Origin of the sequence: Sphingomonas sp. Leaf257 (genome assembly GCF_001422185.1) — a bacterium.
Classification (GTDB): domain Bacteria; phylum Pseudomonadota; class Alphaproteobacteria; order Sphingomonadales; family Sphingomonadaceae; genus Sphingomonas; species Sphingomonas yabuuchiae.
Genome location: NZ_LMMH01000004.1, coordinates 13,999 through 37,458, shown reverse-complemented (window position 1 = coordinate 37,458; position 23,460 = coordinate 13,999). Strand labels below are relative to the sequence as shown.

Sequence of the window (23,460 nt, the reverse complement as noted above, 5' to 3'; positions counted from 1 at the left end):
CCTCTAAGCCTGTTCCAGCCCCGGGCATTTGTCCCGGACCGCTGTTGCGAACGCGACGGCCGACCGCCCCCTGAAACTCCAAGCCAGAGATCGGCGCTTGGCCGTAGACCCAAAGAGGGGCCCAAAATGGCGGCAGGGTGAGCCTGCCTAGGTCCACGATGGCGGCGGCATGTTCCCACGCAACGCGCGTGAGACGGTCGAGGGCAGGATAACATTATATTGGTCAACATGAGCCCCTCCCCTTCAGGGGAGGGGTTGGGGTGGGGCCTTTCAACGAATGCCGCGCTTGCGGAAGCGCCCCACCCCCGGCCTCTCCCCCAAAAGGGGAGGGGTGGGCCTATTCAGGTCTTTGGAGTCTAATACGTTGTACCGTCCGCGAGGCTGACGGTGCGGCAACCGCACGGGCACGACCGTCACGCGCGATAGGTGCTGGCGGATGACAAGCTGTTAGCCGTCGCCAAAGGCGATGACATGATCGAAGCAAGGAGAGGCGGGGCGAGGAGTTTGCGACTCACCGTCTCCGCTCTTCACCACGATAGCGTGATCACCAGTGGCTCCGCTGGGAGGGGGGCGTCCTTACGCCCCGGCGTTACGCCTGACCCAAGGCCTGGACCCGCTGCTCCTCGGCACGTTGCAGGATCTGCCCAGCCGGGCCGAAGGCGGCCATCGAACCCGCCTGCAGCTGCATGATATAGTCGACCCGGTGCATCAGGGCGGGGCGATGGGTGACGACGATCACGACGCCGCCTTCATCGCAGACATCCTCCATGACCTGGGCCAGCATCTTCTCGCCATCGCCGTCCATGTTCGACGTGGGGTCGTCGAGCAACAGGATGAACGGCTTGCCGAAGACCGCCCGCGCCACGGCGATGCGCTGGCGCAGACCGGCGGGAAGCAGCTGGCCGCCACGTCCGACCTGGGTTTCGTACCCGTCGGGCAGGCGCAGGATCAGGTCGTGGACATGTGCGCGCCGGGCGGCGGCCAGCACGGCTTCGGTCGGGGCATCGGCGTCGAAGCGCGCGATATTCTGCGCGACGGTGCCGTCGATCAGTTCGACCTGCTGGGGGACATAACCGACGAACTTGCCCAGTTCCTCTTCGTCCCATTGGTCCAGCGCGGCGCCGTCCATGCGGATGACGCCGCGCGCCAGCGGCCAGATACCGGCGATCGCGTTGAGCAGTGCGGTCTTGCCCGCGCCGGTCTGCCCCATGATCCCCAGAGAGTCGCCCGCTGCCAGCCGGATGCCGACATTGTTGACGACGGGGCGCTGCGTGCCGGGCGCAAAGACATAGACCTGCTCGGTGGTCAGCTCGGTTTCCGGGCGCGGCAGCAGGGTGGTGATATCGCGCAGCGGCATCTGGCGAAGCAGCAGGTTCAACCGCTCCCAGGCCGAGCGCGCGCTGGTATAGTCGCCCCAGCCGGTCACGGCCAGTTCGACCGGCGCCAGGACCTGATAGAGCAGCAGCGCGGCGATCAGCGCGGTGCTCCAGGCGGCGCGGTCGGTGAAGGCCAGCGCCGCCCCGATCGTCAGCAACAGGATGAACAGAACGAGCCGGAAGCCGCGCACCGCGCCGACCAGCCCGACCGAGCGGCCATGAAGTGCACGCTCGGCCAGCAGATCCTCCTGCGAGGCGCCGATCCAGCGCTGGCGCAGGCGACCCTCCATGCCCATGGCGCGGGCGACCACGGCATTGCGGCGGCTTTCCTCCGCCACCATCCAGCGTAGGGGCCGTAGTTCGTCCAGCGTCTCGGCCTTCTGCCCTGCCGACCGGCCAAGGAGCCAGGCCATCAGCCCGAGCACGATCATGGCGGCCAGCCCGACCAGGCCTACCCAGGCGTGCAGGGCGAACAGCATCAGGAGGGAGAATGGCGCGACGCAGAGGTCGATCAGCGCGGACGGGATCGGGCCCATCAGGAAGGCGCGCAGGCGATTGGCGTCGTGCAGCGGTCCCAGTCCGTCACCATCCGGCGCCCCGACGCGCGCGACATGCGACACGCCGTCATGGACGCGCGGCGCCAGACGCTGGTCGATCGCACCCGCCACATCGAAAAACACGCGCGACCGCAGGCTGTCGAGCAGGCCGAAGACCCCGTAAAGGACGAGGCCGAGGAACAGCAGCCCCCACAGGGTCGCGGTGTTGCGACCGGGTACCGCGGTATCCGCCAGCACGCCGACCAGCAGGACGCCGAGCATCAGGATGACCTGAAGCGTCACGCCGATGCCCAGGGCGCCCATCACCCCGCGACGCAGCGTGGACGAGATCATCGTGCCGTCGTCCTGCACCGCCGACAAGGTCGATGTACTCTCACCCCAGATTACGCGTGCCATATGCGGTTCATTCCTCTTTACGGCGGGGCTGTACCATGGCCCTGCCGTCTCCGACAGCGGTTGCGACGGGATATCCGGATCGGTTTGACACGATCCGCCGCCTTCCTCTAGCGGCGATGGCTCTGGGCAAGGGGCATGGTTGCGATGCGGCGTTGGTCATGGATCGGCTGGACGTTGCTCGGCATGGCCTGGGCGTTGATCCTGTGTGCGCTGCTGGGGCGGTATTGGCCGGTTGCGGATGCCTTCGCTTCGTTTCTTCCCTTTGCCGGGGCGCTCGCCCTCTTTGCATTACCAATGGTGCCGCGCCGCGCACGATGGGGCTTTATCGGGCTAGGCATCGTGGCGCTGGGACTGGTCGGCTGGCCGATCCTGCGCGAAATCGGCGCGCGACCGTCCGCGATCGAGCCTCCAGCTGGCGCGGAACGGCTGGTCGTCGTTACCCATAACCTCCATGGCGGCGTCACCACGCCCGATCGGGCGGCCGCGGTCCTGCGCAATAGCGGCGCGGATGTCCTCTTGCTTCAGGAAGCGCGGCAGGCCGGGCCTTTGCTGGCGCGGCTGGTGACGAATTTTCCCTATCGCAGCCACTGCCAGGGCTGCGAACTGGCCATCCTGTCGCGGCGGCCGATGGGGCGGGTGCATTGGCGGCTGACGAACCGGGCGGGCCAGATCGTCGGACCGGCGCTGTTTCGCGGCGATGTCACCTTGCCCGGCGGCGCTGTCGTCACGGTCGCGACGGTCCATGCACCATGGCCCTATCCGCCGCAGCCCCATACACGGTTCCGCCGCAGCCTGATCGATGGAATCCGGGAAACCGGCAGCGACCGCATGGTCCTGAGCGGTGATTTCAACCTGACACCCTGGGGCCACGGCATGGCCGAGCTCGATCACGGCCTGTCGCCGATGCGGCGGATCACGCGGGCGTTGTTCAGCTTTCCCGCCCGGGTGTCGGGGCGGGACTGGCCGGTTCCGCTATTGCCGATCGACCAGATTTTTATCGGTCGCGACATCCGGGTCGGGCGGGTCGATGTGTTGCCCTATACCGGATCGGATCACCGCGCGATCCGTGCCGAACTTTATGTATCAGGGCGGCCCGCACCGTAGCCGCCCCGATACCAGTCGTCTCAGCGACCGAACGTCCGATCCTTCAGAAAGGCGATCTTGCGCCGCATACGGTCGGCGGTCATCCGCATCTTGGCGCCACGCGTCGGCTTTCCGGCGAAGCGCGCGCCGCCGATCGTCGAGCCGCGATATTCCTCCATGATGGGGAAGGGGAAGAGGCAGAGATTGGGGATGCCGCTTTCCCAGAAACGGTCCATCTGATCGTCCACCGGCCGCACCGCATCGGTATAGAGATCCAGGAAACGCTGCGCCCCCTTGCGGGTGATGAAATAGCCCTGGGTGCCATAGGGCTTGCCATAGAGCCGCACGACATAGAGGTCCTGCGCGGGCCAATTGCGCCGCCACGGCAGGTGCGGCGAGGGCTTTTTGTAGAAAAGGCGCAGATAATCAACGCCCTCGGCCGCATAGTCGACCTCGCATAGCAGCTTGATCGCCGCCCAGTCGGCGATGACGTCATCCTCCAGCACCAGATACTGGTCGGCGTCTTTATCCGCGACCAGTTGCCGCCATAGTGCGGCGTGGCTGGAATAGCATCCCAGTTCGCCGGGCTGGAGCGGGCGCCCATGTTCGCGGATCGCGGCGGCTTCGTCATACCGCAGGCCCTGCGGCTCGCGGTGCGCGTCGAAGAAGGACCAGTCCAGCCCGGACTTCTCCGCATTGCGGGCGAAATTTTCCCGCCGTTCGGTCGCGGTCGTCAGGCTGACGACATGGATAGGGGTCCGTGCCATGGGGTGCTCCTGTCGGTCTGATGGGGCTTAGCGTCTGGGCGGCTTGGCCGGGGCGGTCGGCGTGCTCGGGACCTGTACCGGCGGAGCGGGCGGCACCTCGAGCGGCGTGACCGCGCTTTCGACGCGGAACGCCCCTGACGGATCGCGGACCGGGCGTTCGCGACCGATCACATTGCCTGTGGTCAATCCGTCGAGCCCCGACAGGATCGGCGTCAGCAGCGGGATGTCGCCCTTGCGCTTCACGCGGTCGAAATTGGCGTTCACGTCATAGGCGGGCAGGCCGGAGATCAGCTTCGGAGCCTCCAGATTGCCCATCGCCGACAACAGTCGTGCCCGTGCGATATATTCGCTGGCCTCCGCCGTGGCATAGCTGGTGCGGATGTTCAGCAGGTCGCGCGCCAGGTCGAGCACGTCCAGGGTCGTGCGGTCGCCCGCGCGTTCCTGGATGACCGCGCCGTCATAGGCGGCCTGCGCCGCCGCCGACGCGTCGCGCAGATGGATCAGCGAAGCGAGGGCCGCGCGATGTGCGTCCCAGGCCTCGGCCACCGACTGCCGCGTCTCGCGCAGCGCCGCGTCGACCAGGCGCCAGTCGGCGTCGTTCTGCTGCCGCGAACGCTCGATCGACAGGCGGCGCGTACCGGAGTCGATCAGCGGCATGGTGACGACCACCGACGAGCGCAGATCGGTGGTGCGCAGCTGGTTCTGATAGATGTTGGTCGGGCCGTAGGTGCCGCTGCTTTCCAGCGAGATGTTCGGATTGCGCTCGGCCTGGGCCTGCGCGATCTGGGCGCGCGAAACCTTTTCGCGTGACTGGGCGCCGCGGATGATCGGGCTGCCATTTTCGGCCATGGCATAGGCGGCGTCGAGCGACGGGACACCCAGCGCCAGCTCGGGCGGGGTGGTCAGTGCCCCGGGCAGGCCGCCGGTCGCCTGAAGGAACAGCGACTGGCTCGACCCGAGCTGGCCTTGCGCGTTCAGCAGCTGGGCACGGCCGAACTCGACGCGGGTCTGCACCTGTTGCAGATCGCTCGACGTGATGTCGCGCACCGCAAAGCGCTTCTGCCCGTCCGAGAATTGGCGTTCCAGCAGCGACAGGTTCTGGCGGGCCAGCTCGACGATGTTGCGGTCGCGGATGACCGACACATAGGCCGAGATGACGCCGAACATCGTCGAGGCTTCGACGAGGCGCAGCTGTTCACGCTCCAGCGCGACCTGCGCCAGCGCGTTCTGTTCAGCGGAGGCGCGACGCCCGAAGCTGGTCACCGGCTGCGAGAAGATGATCTGCGCGGTGCTCGAAAATCCCTCGGGCCGGTTGTACAGGCCGGGGAAGATTTCCGCGCGCGTCCGGGTGAACTGGTGCGAACCCTGCAACGTCACCTGCGGCCCGTAATTGGAGCGCGCGAGCGGGTAGAGCGTGTCGACCGACTTCAGCGTCGAGCGCTCCGCCACCAGCGTCGGATTGCTCCAATAGGCGCGGGCGATCGCATCCTGCAGCGTGGTCAATGTCGGCGTCGCATTGGCCGCAATCGTCCCTTCGGGCGTTTCGCGCGGCAGTTGCGGCTCCAACGGCTGCGGCATGCCCGCCGCCGTCGGAACCTGTGCCATCGCCACGCCCGATGCCGACCCCAGAAGGGCCAGCATCGTCAATCCTGCGCTCAGATTCAGCGCCGTCCCCCTGAACACGGTCATTCCCCCACTCCGTCGCGCATTATATCAATTGTCTCGGAAAGCCCGCTCGAACTGGTCGCGCAGAGGCTTGGTGATGTAAGAGATCATCGTGCGGTTGCCCGTCTCGATGAACACTTCGGCCGGAACGCCGGGACGCAGCCGCATCTCGGGATAACGGCGCATTTCGGCGTCGTCGATGGCGACGCGGACCGGGTAGAAGGCCTGCTTGCCCTCCGCATCGGTCGAGCGGTCGGCCGCCACGGTCACGACCTTGCCATGGATTTCGGGCGTCGCGGTCGAGTTGAACCCGCTGAAGCGGATGCGCGCCTGTTGCCCGACATGGACCTGATCGATGTCGGTCGGCGAGACGCCTGCCTCCACCATCAGTTCGTCGCTGTCGGGGACGATCTCCATGATCACCTCGGCCGGGCGGACGACGCCGCCGATCGTGCTGAACTGAAGCTTGTCGACCACCCCGTCATAGGGCGCGCGCAGGACGCTGCGGTTCTGGGCATCGACGGCCGAGACGCTGCGCACCTGTTGCTGGTTCAGCGTGTTGTTGAGCTCGGCCAGGCGGGTGCCCGCTTCCGAACGGCGGGTTTCGCCCAGCTGGATGATCTGCTCGCGCGCCTCGGTGATCCGCGCCTCGGTCGAGGCGATATTGGCCTGGAGCGCGCCGACATTGCCCTGAAGATCGGCGGCGGTGCGTTCCAGCTGGTTGCGGCGGCTGATCGTGACCAGCCCCTTGTCCCACAGGTCCTTCACGCCCTGACGCTCGGGGTCGATCAGCGCCGTCTGCTTGTTGAGTGCGTTGATCTGCGCACGATAGGCGCCGATCTGCTGCTCATACTGGCGGACCCGCGATTGCAGCTGGGCAATCAGGCCCGCCTGCTCGGTGCGGCGGATGTTGAACAGCTTGCGCTCGTCCGCCATCGCGCGCTGTGCGCCTTCGCCGCCCTTTAGCAGCTCTTCGGGAAAGGCGATGTTCGCCACGCCCAGCCGTTCGGCCTCCAGTCGTGCACGCTGGGCGAGCAGCTGGTCGACGCTCAGGCTGGAGTAGCGCGCATCGGCGCCCGTCACCTGATCGTCGAAGCGCATCAGGATTTGGCCCTTGCGGACCCGCTGGCCGTTCTCGACCAGGATTTCGGAGATGACGCCGCCGCCCGGATGGGCGATCCGCTTGATCCGGCTCTTCACGCCGACCTGGCCCGGCGCGATCACCGCGCCGCCGATCGGGATCAGCGCGCTCGCCAGGCCGAAGCCCAGGACGAGGACCAGAATGGCGATCAGCGCGACGCGGAAATGCCGACTGGCACTGCGCACCGGATCATAGGAGACGGATTGTTCCTCGATGATCGCCAGGCGCGATCCGGGGCCGCCGGTGGTGACGATGCCGTTCATGACTTGCTTTCCTCAAGGGTACGCTCCGGCGCCGCTGCTGCTGCCGCCTGGGGGATTGCCGCGCGGGACAGGTGTTCCATCACCTGGTCGCTCGGCCCGAATACTTCGATCCGCCCGTCGCGCAGATACATGATCTTGTTGACTTGGCCCAGTACGCTTGGACGATGGGCGATGACGACGACGATGCCGCCGCGATCCCGCACGCTGCCGATCGCCGCGGCCAGCGCGGCCTCGCCCTCGGCGTCGAGGTTGGAATTGGGTTCGTCCAGCACGACCAGGAACGGGTCGCCGTACAGGGCACGCGCCAGGCCGATCCGCTGCCGCTGCCCGGCGGACAGTTCGCGCCCGTCATCGGTCAGCTGGGTGTCATAGCCGCCCGGCAGGCTGGTGATCAGCGCATGGACGCCCGCCGCCCGCGCCGCCGCGATGATCGCGTCTGACGTGGCCTGGAGGTCGAAGCGGGCAATGTTCTGCGCGATGGTGCCGCCGACCAGTTCCACCGATTGCGGAAGATAGCCGAGCGACCGGCCCAGATCCTCGGGCCACCACTGGTCGAGCGCCGCGCCGTCCAGGCGGACCGCGCCCGCCTGCGGCTTCCACAGGCCGATCAGCGCGCGGCCGAGCGTCGTTTTCCCGGCACCGCTGGGGCCGATCAGGCCCAGTGCGTCGCCGGGATTGAGACGGAACTGGACGCCGTGCAGGGTCGTGCGCTGCGTGCCCGGAGGTCCGACCACCAGATTCTCGACCAGTAGGCTCTGGCGGGGCGGGGGCAGGCGGATCGCGCCCGGCTCGGTGGCGGGCACGCGGGCGAGCAATTGCTTCAGCCGGGCCCAGCCCTGCCGCGCGCCGACCAGATTGCGCCAGTTGGCGATGGCCTGATCCACCGGGGCCAGCGCGCGGCCCGACAGGATGGACGAGGCGAAGATCACGCCGCCGCTCGCCTTGCCGCTGATGACCAGCAGCGCGCCGACGCTGAGGATCACCGACTGGAGCAGCATGCGCAGCATCTTGCTGAGGCCGCCCAGTTCGGCGCTTTGGCGCGCGACGCGGTTCGACAGGCCGACATAATGATCGTTCACCCGTTCCCAGCGCTCGCGCATCCGGTCCCGCATGCCCAGCGCGGCGAACAGCTCGACATGGCGGATATTGCCTTCGGCCAGCGCGTTGCGGACCGACGAGATCTGATGGAGATCGTTGGCGGGCTGCTTCATCTTGCGGTTGGTGATCAGCGTCAGGCCGAGCAGGATCAGCGCGCCGACCAGCGTGGTGACGCCCAACCAGACGTGCAGCATGAACAGGATGCCGAGGAAGAACAGAATCCAGGGCAGGTCGATCATCGTCGCCACGCCCGAGCCGCTGATGAACGACCGGATTTGGTCCAGATCGCGCATCGGACCCAGCCCGTCACCCTGCTGGACGCCGCCATTCAGCGATATCTGGCCCATCGCGGTCTGGACACGGCGCGACAGGGCGCGGTCCAGACCGTTGCCGACATCCGACAACATGCCCGCGCGCAGATTCTCGAAAAAGCCCTGAAAGGCATAGGCCAGCGTCACCATGACCAGCAGGCCGACCAGCGTCGGGATCGATCGACCCGGCAGGACCGAGTCGTAGACCAGCATCATGTAGATCGAGCCCGCCAGCAGCAGCACGTTCAGGATCGCGCTGACCGCCACGATCATCCCGAATACAGATCGGTATCGGCGCATGGCCGCCCGCAGATCGTCTTGTCCCCCGTCGGCAGTACGCAAAAGTCGGCCCTTCCTTACGCCCATGCTATAGGCCGCACCGGAGACTCCGATACGATCATGGAGTCATGATATAGCCCCAACTCGTTAACGGGCTGATGCCCCCCAGGCGTCCGCTCGGGCGGATTCGTGGTTTTGTTTCTGCAACTTCCCACAGGCCCATAAAGATGCGAGTTCGGATGGGCTTTATTTATGTGCCGTTTTGATACGGCGTTGCATGCGAGAGGAAGCGCCTCTGGGTCAGGCGGGCCTGCGGCGCAGCTTGCCCACCATATTGGCGGCCTCACGCTCCAGTCCTTCCGGACGGCCCATGACGATCCACAGCATCACGCGGGCGCCGATATAGGCGATGCCGCCGACCATCACGCGAAGTACGAGGTCCTGCGCCAGATCGTACCCAGTGAATAGACGCCACCCGGTTCCGGCGACCCACCAGACCGCCAGCGCCATGGCGCAGCAGCTGATCAGAGTAGGCAAATGGGTGCGCAGTTGCCGCATCAGGCTCACCCCGGCCAGCCGCTTGGCAAGCAGCATGGCGATGGCGATCTGGTACAGTCCGGTCAGGACCCGCGCCGCGACCAGACCCGGCACGCCCCAGATGACCGCTCCCGCGATCATCAGCGGCAGGCGGATGCACAACACTTGCAGGTCACGCATGAACAACAGGCGGACCTGCCCCATCGCCATGCCCAGCGGCGTGACGAGCCCGGCAATGCCCTGAAGCCCGAAGATCACCGCAAAGGCCTGGATGATCGGTACGGCGGGAAGCCATTTGGGATTGAGGAACAGCGGGACCATGGGCTGGGCGACCAGCGCGAAGCCGACGCCGACCGGCACGCCCAGCGCGACGAGCAGGCGGTCGGCGCGGATATAGGCGGCGGCCAAGCGCGGCTTGTCATGCTTGATCGCGGCAAAGGCGGGGAACAGCGTCTGGATCAGCGGCAGCGTGGTCTCACGGGTCGCCAGATTGGCCAGATTGAAGCCGACATTATAATAGCCGAGCACGGTCGGCGTCGCGATCTTGCCGACCAGCAGCTGATCCGCGCGCCAGTTGAGCGCGTTCACCAGCTGCGACGCGCTGGTCCAGACCGAGAAGGACAGCAGGGTGCGCCAGCTCGCCAGCGAGAAGCGGGGCAGGCGGGGAAGGATGCAATAGGAGGCGATGACGGTCGCGGCATACATGCCGACGATCCCCGCGACGATCGCCCAATAGCTCTGGAAATACCAGGCGACGGCGACTGCGACGATGACGTTGGTCATCTTCGAGGCGGTCGACAGCACGAATTCCTGCCAGAAGACCAGCTTGCGCTGGAATACCGCCAGCCAGGGATTGGCGAGACCCGACAGCGCCGCGCCGCAGCCGAGCACGATCATGATCGGCACCAGCCGCTGATCGCCATAGATATGGGCGACCAGCGGCGCGGAGGCGGACAGGACCACCGCGATCGTCACGCCGCGCAGCATCGACAGCGTCCAGGCCGAATGAAAATCCTGGTCGGTCGGATCGTCCAGCCGGATCAGCGCCTGGGACAGCGACATTTCGGTGATCGAGGTAACGATCTGCATCAGGGTCGCGGCGATCGCGACGAGGCCGAAATCGGCGGGGACGAGCAGGCGCGCCAGCAGCACGGTGCTGACCATGCCCGACAGGTTGACCACCAGCCGCGCGGCGGAGAGCCACATGCTCCCCTTGGCGATCCGCTTACCCACACCCCCGGCTGCCTGACTCATACCGATCCCATTAGCTGTGCGGCGGCCGGATACCGGGCCGCCGCCGACAAACACGCGTCCTTCGGGCCGCCGTTACCGGGTCAATCGGCGCTTTCCTACAGGATAAAACCGAACATATAGAGAACATCGTCCCGAACGACAGCGTCCGGGCGATCTTGGGGGGAGAAGAATGATGGCCGATCCGTTCAACAGCGACAGCCTGAATGCACCGGCACGCGCGCCCTTTGGCATCGTGCCGAGCGATACGGTCGCGCTGGCCACCGTGCCGAAGCGGATTTTCGTGGGTACGGGCGGGCATGTCACCTTGCGCGGGGTCGATGGCGCGGGGGACGTCACCTATCGCAACGTGGCAAGCGGGGTCTATCTGAACGTCCGGCCCAGCTATGTGCGCGCCATCGGCACGACGGCGGCCGATCTGATCGGGGAGGCCTGAGCCATGGCGCAGGATTATGCGGGCAATCGCCCCGCCTTCGGCAATCCGCGCATGTCGGGCGATCCGGACCGCTATATGTTTTGGGCGTCCGGCGCGCGCATGCCGTCGGGCGCGCTGGTGACGGCGCAGGCAGATACGCGCTTCGTCATGACCAAGCTGATCTTCGGATCGCCGCAATATGCGATCGACCATCTGCGGCTTCATTATTCGGGCTTCGCCTGTACCGAGGGCAGCAACAGTCCGCAGGAGACGGTCCTGCCGGGCAACGCGATGACGGTGCACGGCGTCTGGGTTTCGGTGAATGGCGGCCCGGCGACGGCCTGTCGCTTTGCAGGGGCGGCGGACCTGTCGGTGGCGAGCGGTTCGACGGGCGCCTGGACCGACGACCTGTCGCTGGCCGTCCCGCCGGAATCGCTCGTGACCGTCTACACTCTATATTCCACGGCGGCGGGGGAGCGGCAGATCCCGGTCTATCAAATCACCTCGCGGCGGGGAGAGCGGGTCTGGGGGGCGGATAATGCCGCCGCGCTGGTGGCCCTGATCGGGAGCGACACGGCCAGCACCGCCTCGCTCGATAGCATGAGCTTTCCGGCCTATTATGGGCCGGACTTCATGGTCGCGAAGGGCTGGGACGGTCGCCCGGTGCCGCTGATCGTCTGCGACTCCATCGGCGAGCGTCAGGCGGATAGCCCGCTGGCGGCCGATGCCCGGCGCAACATGGGCTGGCTGCGGCGCTGGCTGGACCGTGCCGGACCGCTCGGTCGGACCCCCCATGCGGTCATCGGCCTGCCCGGCGCGGCATCGAAGCGGGAATTGATCGCGGCCAATGCATCGCGACGCTGGGATATCATCGACCAGATCGTTGCGATGAACGGCGGGCGGCGGCCTTTCACCTGCATCCTGAACCAGATGGGACGCAACGACTATGACAGCGGCGGCTATGCGGTGATGCGCGCGAACTGGAAGGCGCTGAACGATCGTATCCTCGTGCGGCATCCGGGCACGCCCATCGTCGCGGTCGGGCAGGTCATTCATCCCAACTCGACCGACGGCTTCCGGACGCTTGCGGGGCAGGGCTATCAACTGGGCGGAGAATGGCCGAACGGGCTCCGTTACCAGTTGGAGGCGGACAAGGCGGCAGGCATGGACGGCACCGTTGCCGCCTATATCGAGGTCGTGCGTCCAGCCGGGCTATCCGACACCCAGGGCAGGTGGCCCGAGCCGTTCTTCGTGACCCAGCTGGCGCAACAGGCGGGAACGGACGGAACGGCCACGTACGACATGATCACGCTCGTCGACGCGCCGGAGATCGGCGATACGCTGCAATGGACGTCCGGCGCGACGGCCGATATCGCGACCGTCGTGGCGATATCGGGCCAACCGGGCGCCTGGTCTTGCAGGCTTCACTATGCGGGAAGCCGGACCGTCGCCCCCGCCGGAACCGAGGTCTTTGCGCCGAATGCGAATGACGGCGTGAACTCGCCACGGACGGGCACCCATCCCAGGCCACGGATGATCCGTCATATCGCGGCATCAGTTCCGCAGCAGGACAAGGCAAAGCTGCGCTGATTCGGGTAAAATTTCATTTGAAAGCCATCAGCCCGTCATTTTCTTCAAAATGGCGGGTTTTTGGGTGATTGAAATAGTTACGATGAACTGCGCGATTTTCACGATGAATGGAGTCGGCTTTCGGAACTTTGTTATCGGCCCGCGTCAAACCGACCCTTTTGACAACCAGCGGCCATAAGTCTCGACCATAAAAGCCAATTTTAAATTTATTTTCATCCCGGGGCGGGTTTGGGCGGATTCGGCCTTAGCCTGACCCTATCGATTCAGTGTTTCACCGTAATGAATGCCGCAGACGGCGATCTCCATCGCCGGACAATTGAGCGCGAAATGGCAGAAATGCGCGACTTCACGGCGTATTGAAGTCTGATCGCTCCTCGACCGGTGCTTTTGGATACCGGATATCATGGTGATGATCCCGAGCTCGGCGCATCGGGAAAAACGGACGAGAACGCGGTTTCAATTCTACGGTTCCGTTGGCTGATCCTTACAGCACGGCCGGGCGCCTCGCCCCATGCCGGATCGCTTCACTTCGGGACAGTTCGAAATTGCGGGGAAACATTCGCTCTTCCTCTGGTTAACCCGGCGCTTACCATATGGGGCAGTAGAGAGGCGGCACGCTGCCACATCGCTAAGCATTCACAGTTTCAACACGCAAAAACAGGGATCATCACCATGGCGAAGCCCATCTTCAACGACCAGACCATGAAGCTGAACGAGACGACCCGCTCCATGACGGGCAACATCCTGCTGAACGGTGGCGCGACCGACGCGGATGGCGACGCCATCACCGTGGCGCGCGTCGATGGTGCGTACATCGCGGGCTCGATCGGCGGCGGCAAGGGCGTCAACGTCATTCAGGGCCAGTATGGCACGCTGACCATCGCCCAGGACGGCACCTACACCTACGAGCTGAACAAGGGCGTGAACTTCGTCGCCGGCAGCACGATGGTCGAAGACTTCACCATCAAGATCCGTGACGGCGAGGGCAATTACGATCAGGGCATCATCAAGTTCGACGTCATGGGCATGGCCAACCAGCGCCCGGTCGCGGTTGACGACTTCGTCACCACCAATTCGACCGTCGCTGGCGGCAACGTCCTGGCGAATGACAGCGATCCGGACGGTGATACCCTGCATGTCGGCGGCGTGATCGACCTCGCCACCAACACCAACTATCACATCACCGGCCTCGGCAATGTCGAGATCAAGGGCGTGTACGGCACCCTGACGATCAACGACAAGGGCGTCTTCTCCTATGTCGTCGACCAGACCGATCCGGACACCATCGCTCTCAACGGCAATGCAGGCGTCGAAAAGTTCGCCTACAAGCCGCATGACGGCCAGAACGGCCAGGGCAACAACACCGACTATGCGATCCTGACGATCGACTTCAACGTCGCGCCGGGCGTGTAATCGGGCGTCGCTCGCCACCCCGGTGGCGAGCGAATCGATTGCAATGCAAATGTTAACGCCGGTGTCCTTCGGGACGCCGGCGTTTCATTTTTGCGGGCCAAAAAGGCGTTATCGGCGGATTAAAGACACGGAAAGGTATCTTAACGTGCCGCCGAAAGTCCAAAAAATGGTCCATAAACACAGCGATTTAACGTATACAATGCGTTAACCCTTCCATGTAACCGACCGTTTCCGGAGTCATCGCCACTACCGTCTCATCGGGAAGATCACGGCTTCCTTCCCCGGAGACGACGGAACATGACGACCTATTATGTCGATGCTGCCAACGGTTCGGACAAGAATGCCGGCACCAGTGCGGGTGCGGCGTTTCAGTCGGTTGCGAAGATTTCGAGCATCAAGCTGCAGGCGGGCGACACGGTTCTGCTGGCGCGCGGCAGCAACTATGCGGACATGCTGACCATCAACGGTTCGGGCACCACCGACAAGCCGATCACGATCGGCGCCTATGGCACCGGTACCGACCCGATCTTCACGGGCAAGCAGGGCATTTACGGCACCAAGACGGCGAACATCGTCATCAAGGACCTGACCTTCTCGACCGGCTTCAATGCGATCTATGCCGCCCAGGCCGAGAACTGGGTCATCGATCATGTCTCGCTCATCAATGCCGGTACCGCCACGGGTACGGGCAGCATCTCGATGAAGACGAGCAAGAACGTCACCATCTCCAACAGCAAGTTCGACCATGTGTCGAACGACGGCATCTATGTCGTCGACATGACGGACCTGACCATCGTCAACAACGTCATGTCCAATCTGGTGGGCGGCACCGCCGACGGCATCCAGGTGACCAGCTCGTCGAACGTCAAGATCAGCGGCAACAAGATCGACCAGTCGACGTCTCCCGACTCCACCAAGGGCGGGATCATGGTCAACTCCAGCTCGAACGTCGTCGCCTCGGGCAACGAAGTGAAGGGGGGCAGCTTCGGTGTCGCGATCAATGGCTGGAACGTCCAGATCACCGACAACAAGCTGAGCGGTCAGAACAAATATGCGTGGTCGTCGGCGATCATGGCCAGCGCCGGTATCGATATCGGCAACTACACGATCTTGGGCAACGAGGTCGTGGGCTCGAACTTCGGCGTGGCTCTGACCGGCTTGTCGCGTGACGGCAATGTCAGCCGCAGCAACATCCAGATTGCGAACAACACCTTCGTCAGCGTCGCCAACGCCGCGCTGAAGATCGACAAGGAAGCCACCGGTGCCTTCCACGACAATGTCGTCGTCGACAGCAAGCTGACCCAGATCGCGGGCAACGGCCTGAAGAGCGTCTTCGATGTCAGCGGAAACCTCCAGACGACCGCGGCGAACATGTCGGCTGACGTCAAGGCGCAGGCCAGCACGGTCGCCAAGGCCCAGGCCGATGCCGTCGCCAAGGCGCAGGCCGACGCGGTGCTGAAGGCCCAGGCCGATGCCGCCGCGGCTAAGATCCTGCAGGAAAGCTATTCCGAGAATCTGAACAAGATCCAGAAGATCGGGATCAACGCCGATCGTTATGCGATGGATGTCTCGGGTACCAAGATGTCCGGCAACATCCTGGATAACGACATCAACGCAGCGGGCAACAAGCTGGGGCTGAGCACCGTCGGCGGTTCGCGGATCGGGGCACAGGGTGTCGACCTGAAGGGTGCTTATGGAACCCTGCACGTCGACAGCAACGGCCACTTCACCTACGCGCTCGACACCGGCGCCCTGGCCAAGCTGAAGAACGTCGCGACCCCGACCGAGAGCTTCCAGTACAAGGCCAATGACAGCGGCAAGGTCGTCACGTCGAGCCTGACGATCGACCTGTCCGCCTATGTCGGCACCCAGGACGTAACGAGCGCGGCGGCAAAGGCCGCGGCAAAGTCCGGCGCGCCGGTCCTGAAGGCCAAGGCGGTCGACGATTTCTATAAGATCGGCGCCGACAGCCATGTCGTGACGGGCAATGTCTCGACCAACGACATCATGTCCGACGGCAGCATCCTTTCGCTGCGCACCATCGGTGGACAGACCGTGTCGAAGGGCGCGATCGACCTCAAGGGCGCGTACGGCACGCTCCATATCGATGCCAGCGGTGCGTTCACCTACACGCTCGATGCCGATGCCAATGCCCGGATGGTCGCCGACCACAAGACGAGCGACAGCTTCGTCTACAAGGCGGCCCATGGCGGCAGCTATGATCAGGGCGCGCTGGTCATCGACCTGACGCCGCACCTGACGGCAGGTGACCTGCTGGTCCTCTGATACCCCCTCGCATCCGGGTGGGGTTCCGAAGGATCCCGACCCGTTTGGTCAGGACGAAATGGCGGGCGGCCGACACTATGTCGGTCGCCCGTTTCTGTTTCGCGATGGCCTGCAACGTCCTGAAATGGTTCGTGTGGCATAGCGGCGCGCGTCAAAGGGGCGGTCTCTATACCATTTGGGATATGCCCCTCGGGTTCGTCGAATGTCATGACGCCGGGATAGGGCAAGCGATTGAAGTGTTGGACGTCTTGCCTCTGGGCACAACGATGCAGGGCATAGGCGGTACGACGCGGTAATGGGGTTGGGATTCAGAGCCGATATCGAAGGTTTGCGGGCGATCGCCATTCTGGCGGTCGTGCTGTTCCACTATGACGTCGGTCACCTGGCCAACGGCTATGTTGGGGTCGACATCTTCTTCGTAATCAGTGGCTTCCTCATTACCTCCGACATTTGTCGCCGGGTCGATCAGCGGCGGTTCAGCTACCTCGCTTTCTATCGGCGTCGGGCCCGCCGCCTGGTGCCAGCGCTGGTCGCGGTGATCGTCACCTCGACGCTGTTCGCTATGGTCTTCATGACACCGTACGAGCTCAAGGTTTACGCGGTCACCGCGATTTCGACGATATTCGGCATATCGAATTTCGCATTCCTGGGGTTCGTCGACTATTTTTCGCCAAAGGCGTCCCGCCAACTGCTGATGATGGCCTGGTCGCTGTCGTTGGAGCAACAATTCTATCTGGTGTTGCCGCCCCTGATCGTCGGGATCATTCCCAAAGGCCCTCGCGCGCTGGCGAAATTCTTTGCGGTCATCATTGCATTATCCTTTGCGGCGGCGACGGCTTTCGAATGGTATCGACCCGATGCGGCCTTTTATCTCCTGCCGTTCCGCGCCTGGGAGTTCGCTGCGGGAGCATGGTTGGCGACCGTTGACCTGACCGGCAACAAGAGGCTGGCCTCGCGCCGGTTCGCCAATGGCTTTGCGGCGCTGGGAGTTGTCCTGCTCGGATCGGCTCTGGTTATCACCTACCCCGTTTCGGTCGTTGTCCTTCGAGCGCTGGCCGTGCTGGGCAGCATGGCGTTGATCGCCGCGCCTCGTTCCGTGCTGAACCGCTATGGGCTGGGGGCGAAACCCGGCGTGGTGATCGGGCGATATTCCTACTCCTGGTATCTGTGGCATTGGCCCCCATTGGCCGCGATGAATCTGCTTGGCATCGACCTGGGGCCGATGGCGCGCATCGGTTTCCTGATCGCGACCTTCGCGATCGCGATGATCAGCTATGCGCTTGTCGAACAGCCCTTTCGCCGCAGCCGTCCGGCCTCTTTGCCATCGATGCGGTGCTATGGTGCGGTGCTCGGGGCGGTCGTGATCCCGCTGGGGGTGATCGATCTGAGCGGCGGGCTCTCGCGTCTCGCCTCGCCCGCGCTGAGGGAGGCGGATGGGGACGTGCGGAGCGCCATGTCCAATCCCTGCCTAACATCCTATGGCGACTCCACGCCCAGCGAGCAGCTGTCATGCCTGCCCGTCAGCGGCAGGCCCGCCGTGGCGGTCGTGGGAGACAGCCATGCCAATTCACTGGTGGCGGGCGTGCGGCAGATTGCGGAGCGACGCTCGCTCGAAGTCTATCAGATGACCAAATCGTCATGCCAGCCTATCATCGGCTATAGCCGCGTGCTGGACCGCTATCCGATGCATCATCGCGAGTGCGCGGCGTTCATGGCGCGCGTCCTGCGGACCGTCGCCGCCCATCCGGAAATCCGGATATTGGTCCTTGCGGGATATTGGTCGTCCTTCGTCACGCAGGACCGCCAGACCATGGTCGATCGGCCCAGCGACCCGGCCCAGCGCGCGGCGTGGATGGTCCGCCAGCGCCAGGCACTGGCGGTCGGTTTGCGCCGTACGTCGGAGGTGCTTCGCAAGATGGGCCGCCAGGTGGTCATCGTGCAGGACGTTCCGCACTTTGCGATCGATCCCTATGGCGTCGCACTGGCCGATATCATGCCCCAGCGGGCGCTGGTGTCGAACTGGCTGGACGCCGATCCCAAGCACGAGGGCGTACGCGACGATCGACTGCCCCGGTCACGGGTCATTCCCGATCAGGCCCGTGGCGTGCTCGCCCATGTCGCACGACAGGTGCCGGGCGTCACGCTGTTCGACCCGACTGTGGGACTGTGTAACGAAGCCGGATGCCGGTTCCGCCATGCGGGGCACATCCTCTATGGGGACGCCCATCATCTGTCGCGTGCAGGGGCCGTTTACGCCACTCGCACATTGAGGCTTCCGAATTAACCGGTCAGCGCGGCGTGGGGCTTGTGAGCCCGCCGTTCCGGAAGGTGCGATCGACAGAGCCGTTCCGCTGTCGCTTGTTGGGCGCGGTGGCGATGCAATAAAGCGCGAGGACGAGGATCGGCCAGGACGGTTGCGGCCCCAGCATCTGACCCGCTTCGCTGGTCGAAACCAGCAGGACGAGGACGATGCCCGCCACCGCCTTTTGAAGCGGGCGATAGTCCGGCATGGTGACGTCGACCAGCAGGACGGCGCGAAAGATGCAGCCCAGCACGATGGCCAGCCAGGCGAACAGCGCGGGGAAACCGCAATTCAGCGCGATTTCGAGATAGGTGTTATGCGTCGACCGGGGTCCCCAGCCGATCGAACTCGTGAATTGCTGGAAATAGGCGGTCTGCCGGAACATCGCAAAGCCATGCCCCAGCCAGGGCTTGTCGAGCGCCACCGGCCACAGGGTCTCCCAAATCTCCGCGCGGCCCGACAGCGTGACGTCCTTACCGAACTGGCCCGCAACCTCGCCCAGCAGTGCCGTGCCCGCGCCGCCGACGAGCAATATCGCAAAGGCCAGCGCGCCACCGAAGGTGATCGCCCTGATGCTGCGCTGTTCGACCCGGCTCAGGATATTGATCAAGACCAGGATGCTGGTGCCGACGACGAGCAGCACCACCGCAGTCGACGACTTGGACAGGACCGCACCGACCACGGCCAGCCCGCACAGCCCGATCTCGGTCAAGCGATCCCAGCGGCGGATATTGATATCCGGCGGACACGTCATCACGAAGGTCATCGCGCAATAGGCGCCGAAGGCGTTCTTGTGGATGAACATCCCCCGCATCGCGCCGTTCAGTGATCCGCTCATGAATGCGATATGCGGAAACACGGCCGCATAGGCGAAGTTGACGATCAACAGGACCGCCATCACCTTCCGCAGCAGCTCGAACGCACCTCGCGCTCCGTAGAATGCCCGGAGATAGATCATGGGCAACGCCAGGATGATGATCTGGACGAGGCCGCGCATCGAAATCTGGGGCTCGACCGATGTCACGATCGAGCCGAACAAGAACACCCCGAGCAAGGCGACCATGGGGCCCATCTCGACGATGGCCCGAGCGGCCATGCGGGGCAGGGTGAGGGTCGTCAGCGCGAGGAGCGGGACGAGCGAATACAGCACGAGCTGCATCAGGAACGGGTCGTTCAGCGCATTGTCGCCCTGCGACGTGGGATACCCATACCACATCTGGGTGCTGCGATAGATGGCGATGATGGCGGCCGGGATGATGCAGTATCGGCCGACAGCCTGAATCATCCGCGAAGCGTGCGCGTCCTCGCGCCGACGCCAGGGGGAATTGGCGACTGCGACGGCCCCGTCCTGCAAGCGTTCAGGCAATCCAACCTCCATGGCCTGCGATCGTCATCGATCCTTGATCTCCGGCCGGGACCGATATGCACCGCGCCAGCGCGGCTGATGGCGTCCCGGCGGCGATCATAGGCGGAATGTGGCGCTGACGCCGACCTGCGCGTCTTCCGGGCCGAGGTCCAGATTGAACCCGCGATCGGTGCGCCGGAGGTAGCTGACCTGCGGGCGGACGGTCCAGTGCCGATCCAGCAGCCAGTCGGCACCCAGGGTGACGCCGGTCGCCGAAGCGCGACGCGTATCCTGGACATAATCGGTGAATTGCTGCCGCAGGCCGACCGACAGGATCAGATTGCGCCGTATTTCTTCATCAACCCGCAAATTTACGGTGGTGAACAGGGCCGCACGCACGCCGCGCTGCGCGACCGTTCGCAAATCCCGTTCCCCCGACAGCGAGATGGTCGTCCGATCCCGCACCAGCCAGTCGATCTGGGTATCGAAGGTTAGGCTGGAAATGGATGGTGCGGCAGGGTCCTGAAAGTCGACGCGAATGATGCCGACCCCGGCATGGCCCCGGATCAATTGGGTCAGTGCCCCGCGCAGGCCGCCGGTGAGCGTGTAGACATCGGCGTTGCTCAGCCGGATGGCGTCGGCGGTCTCGAACCGCCGCCGTTCGAAGTTGAATTGACCGTAGAGAGTCCGGCCGCCCAGCACTTCCTGTTCAAGACGGGCCTGACCCGTATAGCCCGTGAAGTTCCGGAAACGCTGGTCCGTCACTGCGCCCGTGAGCGACCGATTGTCGCGAAAAGCGGTGCGGTTCACACCACCCTGAGCACTCAGGCGGGTCGAGCCATATTGAACCTGCGCGCCGAGTAGTCCGCTCGTAAAATCATAGAGGGTCGGCAGCGCCAGGCTGGAGACTTCCTCCACCGCGCCGCGCTCCAGCTGAATACGCTGATGCGACGCCTCGCTGTTGAAGGACAGATGCGAGTCGGCGTCATAGCGACCGGCGCCGATCAGGCGATAGGTCGTCGTATTCTCGCTGGTGTACTGACCATATTGGCGCCGCCGGACGAAACCGCTCAGCACCGCGCGATGGCGGCCCCAATCGGACGCGGCGTCGAATCCGCCGGTCAGATGGGCGAAGACGTCGTTGCGCGGATTTTCCTCGGCATAGACATTGGCGTCATAGGCCATGCCGGTGTCGATATAGGGATGGATGACCATCCCGCCCGCACGCAGGCCGGGTGCGTCATAGCCGGGGCGCTGACGCAGGCGCACTGTCGTCCCCGGCAACCGCGATGCGGCCAGCGCCCGATCAGCGACGCGCTGCGTCGGCAATTCGGTCTGCTGGGTCGAGCCGGTGGGCAGAGGGATATAGGCCGGGACGGGAACGGTCGTGCCCGATTGCAGGCGCTCGCGGGTGGCTGCATCCACCGGATCGACATTATCCGGCCGTACCGTGATCGGGCGGCCGGTCTGGGGATCGACGGCACGCGGCGGCAAGGGGGCTGGCGGCAGCGGGGCCTGCGGGTCCCGCATGGGATCGCTTTGCGGCGGCAGCGTCAGCCGCCCCGGCCCGGAATTCGGCGCGGTCGAGGTGGTCTGCGCCGCCACCGGCACCGCGACGGAGGTCAGCAGCACCAGCAGGGCGGGAGCGGAAATGGAGGAGCGAGACACCCGGGGCAGCCCTTAGAAATGGACCTCGGGCACCTGGATCGTATCGCCGGGGCGGATCTCGACATTGGCGTCCGCATCCACGCTGTAATAGCTCTGCCCATTGGCGCGGCGCAGCAGCAGGCGACGTTCGTTCGCGCGGTAGGTATAACCGCCCGCCACCGCGATCGCCGCGGTCAGGGTCGTGCCTTCACGCGCCGGATAGTTGCCCGGCCGCTGAACCTCGCCGAGGATCGAGAAGGTGCGGAAGTCATAGACCTCGACCGAGACGCTGGGATTGCGCACGAAGCCCGAACCCAGGCGACGGGTGAGTTCGGCCTCGACCTGGGCGCGGGTCATGCCCTTGACCGGCACTTCGCCGACCAGCGGCATGGTGATCGCGCCGGTGCCGTTGACCGAGAATTCGCCGCTCAGCTCCGGCTCGCGATAGACGTTGACGCGCAGCTTGTCGCCGACGCCCAGCGTATAGGGCTGGTTGGCCTGGCCATATTCCGATGCGGGCAGCGGTGGGGCGGGTGCCGTCGCGCATCCGCTCAACACGGCGCTGCTCGCCAGCATGGCCAGCATGGCAGGGCGAAGGCCGGCAAGCCGCTTGATGATCGACATGGTGATCCCCTTGGTCCGTTTGATGTCGCAAATGGCATATTTCACCATCCCGTCACAAGGCGAAGTGCACAGGCTGATTTATGGATAACATCGGGTTAACCAGCCGGATTAAGTCCCGTCTAAACACGGTGGCCTAAGGCGGTTTCCATCGACACCAACCGTTTGGGGTTTGCCATGCGAAACAGTCTAGCCCGCAAGGTCACGGCGGACGCGCCGACCGGCACCGAAGCGGCCACGCCCGCCCAGGGTACGGCCGCGTCGCCCGCCGCCTCGCCCGTGCACGCCTTGCAAGAGCGTCTGTGGGAAGAGTTCGACCCCAGTCGGGAACGGATCGTGCTGGCCAGCTTCAGCAACAAGCAGCCGGCCAAAATCGAGTCTCTCCACCGCCTGCGAGCTCCGGCCTTGATCCTGATCGGCGGCGTCGGCGGCTGGGCATTGTTCTTCGCCGGATCGGTGCTTGGCCTTTATTGATCCGCTTTTCGCACCGACCATTCCCACTCCCACGTTTGTCCCGTATCGAGACGTTGCCGCGTATGTCGTCGGTGTCATCTTCGCATGACCCCGGCGGCGCGGTGGACGGTTCGGACGGGGCCGAATGCGACCCCCTTCAGAAGGCATTGGCATGAATCTGGCGAAGACCGCATATGATGTCGCCGAATATCGTAGCGAAGAGCGGATCCCGCTGGATCGTCGCGGCGTCCTGCGCATCGGCGGTGACCCGCATCCGCATGACGTCGTTGTCCTCGACCTGACCCGAGAGGGTTGCCGCATCGAGACCGACCTGCCGGTGGTGCACGGCGCGACGATCGAGATCGGCCTGGCCAATATCGGCCGCGTTCAGGCGACGGCGGTGTGGCAGAGCATCGGCAATCTGGGGTGCCTGTTCGACCGGCCGCTGCCGCCCGGCGCGGTGACGGCGGCGCAGGGGCCGACCAACATCCTGTCCTTCACGGCCGACCCCGTGCCCGCCGCCGAGACGAGGACGGTGCACAAGCTGACGACCCGTACCCGCCTGGCGATCCTGGGCGGGGCCTGTGTCCTGTCCTGGGGCGTCATCTGCGCGGCGGTCCTGGCCATCAGCTAAGCCGCCGTTTCGGGCGAGCGCGGTCCGTTG

At 64.8% G+C, this 23,460-nt stretch carries 17 protein-coding genes; 8 read left to right on the top strand and 9 right to left on the bottom strand.

Features of this window, described 5'->3' with window-relative positions:
- Positions 1-589 precede the first annotated feature (589 nt).
- On the bottom strand, positions 590-2,329 hold the full coding sequence (locus ASF14_RS05120) for a type I secretion system permease/ATPase (RefSeq protein WP_082442085.1): 1,740 nt from the start codon (positions 2,327-2,329) through the stop codon (positions 590-592).
- 144 nt (positions 2,330-2,473) lie between these two features.
- On the opposite strand from ASF14_RS05120, the gene ASF14_RS05115 reads away from it, so the two are divergent.
- The gene (locus ASF14_RS05115; RefSeq protein WP_168371504.1) at positions 2,474-3,433 is read left to right on the top strand and encodes an endonuclease/exonuclease/phosphatase family protein; all 960 of its coding nucleotides are present in this window, start codon (positions 2,474-2,476) and stop codon (positions 3,431-3,433) included.
- Positions 3,434-3,453: 20 nt separating this feature from the next.
- Here ASF14_RS05115 and ASF14_RS05110 read toward each other — a convergent pair whose 3' ends face one another.
- From ASF14_RS05110 to ASF14_RS05090, 5 genes are all read right to left on the bottom strand, one after another.
- A complete protein-coding gene (locus ASF14_RS05110) occupies positions 3,454-4,179 on the bottom strand; it encodes a glycosyltransferase family 25 protein (RefSeq protein WP_056432603.1) in 726 nt (241 codons plus the stop codon).
- Positions 4,180-4,206: 27 nt separating this feature from the next.
- The gene (locus ASF14_RS05105) at positions 4,207-5,868 is read right to left on the bottom strand and encodes a TolC family protein (RefSeq protein WP_056432600.1); all 1,662 of its coding nucleotides are present in this window, start codon (positions 5,866-5,868) and stop codon (positions 4,207-4,209) included.
- Between the two features lie 24 nt (positions 5,869-5,892).
- Positions 5,893-7,248: an HlyD family type I secretion periplasmic adaptor subunit gene (locus ASF14_RS05100; protein WP_056432597.1), complete on the bottom strand. Its 1,356-nt coding sequence runs from the start codon at positions 7,246-7,248 to the stop codon at positions 5,893-5,895.
- Positions 7,245-8,999 (bottom strand): type I secretion system permease/ATPase, encoded by a 1,755-nt coding sequence (locus ASF14_RS05095; RefSeq protein ID WP_201780541.1) that lies wholly within the window; start codon positions 8,997-8,999, stop codon positions 7,245-7,247. The genes ASF14_RS05100 and ASF14_RS05095 overlap by 4 nt, the downstream gene beginning before the upstream one ends.
- Positions 9,000-9,236: 237 nt before the next feature.
- The gene (locus ASF14_RS05090; protein WP_056432591.1) at positions 9,237-10,727 is read right to left on the bottom strand and encodes a lipopolysaccharide biosynthesis protein; all 1,491 of its coding nucleotides are present in this window, start codon (positions 10,725-10,727) and stop codon (positions 9,237-9,239) included.
- 172 nt (positions 10,728-10,899) lie between these two features.
- Here ASF14_RS05090 and ASF14_RS05085 point away from each other — a divergent pair, with 172 nt between their 5' ends.
- From ASF14_RS05085 to ASF14_RS05060, 5 genes are all read left to right on the top strand, one after another.
- Positions 10,900-11,160, top strand: a complete 261-nt coding sequence (locus tag ASF14_RS05085) for a spike base protein, RCAP_Rcc01079 family (RefSeq protein ID WP_056432783.1) — start codon at positions 10,900-10,902, stop codon at positions 11,158-11,160.
- Positions 11,161-11,163: 3 nt separating this feature from the next.
- Positions 11,164-12,729 carry a hypothetical protein gene (locus ASF14_RS05080; protein WP_056432589.1) on the top strand — a complete coding sequence of 522 codons (1,566 nt, stop codon included), beginning with the start codon at positions 11,164-11,166 and terminating at the stop codon, positions 12,727-12,729.
- Between the two features lie 672 nt (positions 12,730-13,401).
- Entirely contained in the window at positions 13,402-14,142 is a 741-nt protein-coding gene (locus tag ASF14_RS05075; protein WP_056432586.1) for an Ig-like domain-containing protein, read from the top strand.
- Positions 14,143-14,439: 297 nt separating this feature from the next.
- On the top strand, positions 14,440-16,428 hold the full coding sequence (locus tag ASF14_RS05070) for a right-handed parallel beta-helix repeat-containing protein (protein WP_056432583.1): 1,989 nt from the start codon (positions 14,440-14,442) through the stop codon (positions 16,426-16,428).
- 295 nt (positions 16,429-16,723) lie between these two features.
- Positions 16,724-18,712, top strand: a complete 1,989-nt coding sequence (locus tag ASF14_RS05060; protein WP_056432577.1) for an acyltransferase family protein — start codon at positions 16,724-16,726, stop codon at positions 18,710-18,712.
- Between the two features lie 4 nt (positions 18,713-18,716).
- Here the strand turns inward: ASF14_RS05060 and ASF14_RS05055 are convergent, their stop codons facing one another.
- The 3 genes from ASF14_RS05055 to ASF14_RS05045 form a co-directional block, all read right to left on the bottom strand.
- Complete coding sequence (locus ASF14_RS05055; RefSeq protein WP_168371503.1) at positions 18,717-20,096, bottom strand: O-antigen ligase family protein; 1,380 nt, start codon at positions 20,094-20,096, stop codon at positions 18,717-18,719.
- Positions 20,097-20,192: 96 nt separating this feature from the next.
- Positions 20,193-21,743, bottom strand: coding sequence for an outer membrane beta-barrel protein (locus tag ASF14_RS05050; protein ID WP_168371502.1), 1,551 nt, complete (start codon positions 21,741-21,743; stop codon positions 20,193-20,195).
- 12 nt (positions 21,744-21,755) lie between these two features.
- Entirely contained in the window at positions 21,756-22,346 is a 591-nt protein-coding gene (locus ASF14_RS05045; RefSeq protein ID WP_076718106.1) for a polysaccharide biosynthesis/export family protein, read from the bottom strand.
- 174 nt (positions 22,347-22,520) lie between these two features.
- Here ASF14_RS05045 and ASF14_RS05040 point away from each other — a divergent pair, with 174 nt between their 5' ends.
- Positions 22,521-22,817, top strand: coding sequence for a hypothetical protein (locus ASF14_RS05040; protein WP_056432569.1), 297 nt, complete (start codon positions 22,521-22,523; stop codon positions 22,815-22,817).
- Positions 22,818-22,968: 151 nt separating this feature from the next.
- A complete protein-coding gene (locus ASF14_RS05035) occupies positions 22,969-23,430 on the top strand; it encodes a PilZ domain-containing protein (protein WP_056432566.1) in 462 nt (153 codons plus the stop codon).
- Positions 23,431-23,460 lie beyond the last annotated feature (30 nt).

What these genes read in the sequence shown, in the direction of transcription:
- ASF14_RS05120 (WP_082442085.1), bottom strand. Translation starts at nt 2,329, where the DNA reads ATGGCACGCGTAATCTGGGGTGAGAGTACATCGACCTTGTCGGCGGTG.
- ASF14_RS05115 (WP_168371504.1), top strand. Translation starts at nt 2,474, where the DNA reads ATGCGGCGTTGGTCATGGATCGGCTGGACGTTGCTCGGCATGGCCTGG.
- ASF14_RS05110 (WP_056432603.1), bottom strand. Translation starts at nt 4,179, where the DNA reads ATGGCACGGACCCCTATCCATGTCGTCAGCCTGACGACCGCGACCGAA.
- ASF14_RS05105 (WP_056432600.1), bottom strand. Translation starts at nt 5,868, where the DNA reads ATGACCGTGTTCAGGGGGACGGCGCTGAATCTGAGCGCAGGATTGACG.
- ASF14_RS05100 (WP_056432597.1), bottom strand. Translation starts at nt 7,248, where the DNA reads ATGAACGGCATCGTCACCACCGGCGGCCCCGGATCGCGCCTGGCGATC.
- ASF14_RS05090 (WP_056432591.1), bottom strand. Translation starts at nt 10,727, where the DNA reads ATGAGTCAGGCAGCCGGGGGTGTGGGTAAGCGGATCGCCAAGGGGAGC.
- ASF14_RS05085 (WP_056432783.1), top strand. Translation starts at nt 10,900, where the DNA reads ATGGCCGATCCGTTCAACAGCGACAGCCTGAATGCACCGGCACGCGCG.
- ASF14_RS05080 (WP_056432589.1), top strand. Translation starts at nt 11,164, where the DNA reads ATGGCGCAGGATTATGCGGGCAATCGCCCCGCCTTCGGCAATCCGCGC.
- ASF14_RS05075 (WP_056432586.1), top strand. Translation starts at nt 13,402, where the DNA reads ATGGCGAAGCCCATCTTCAACGACCAGACCATGAAGCTGAACGAGACG.
- ASF14_RS05070 (WP_056432583.1), top strand. Translation starts at nt 14,440, where the DNA reads ATGACGACCTATTATGTCGATGCTGCCAACGGTTCGGACAAGAATGCC.
- ASF14_RS05060 (WP_056432577.1), top strand. Translation starts at nt 16,724, where the DNA reads ATGGGGTTGGGATTCAGAGCCGATATCGAAGGTTTGCGGGCGATCGCC.
- ASF14_RS05045 (WP_076718106.1), bottom strand. Translation starts at nt 22,346, where the DNA reads ATGTCGATCATCAAGCGGCTTGCCGGCCTTCGCCCTGCCATGCTGGCC.
- ASF14_RS05040 (WP_056432569.1), top strand. Translation starts at nt 22,521, where the DNA reads ATGCGAAACAGTCTAGCCCGCAAGGTCACGGCGGACGCGCCGACCGGC.
- ASF14_RS05035 (WP_056432566.1), top strand. Translation starts at nt 22,969, where the DNA reads ATGAATCTGGCGAAGACCGCATATGATGTCGCCGAATATCGTAGCGAA.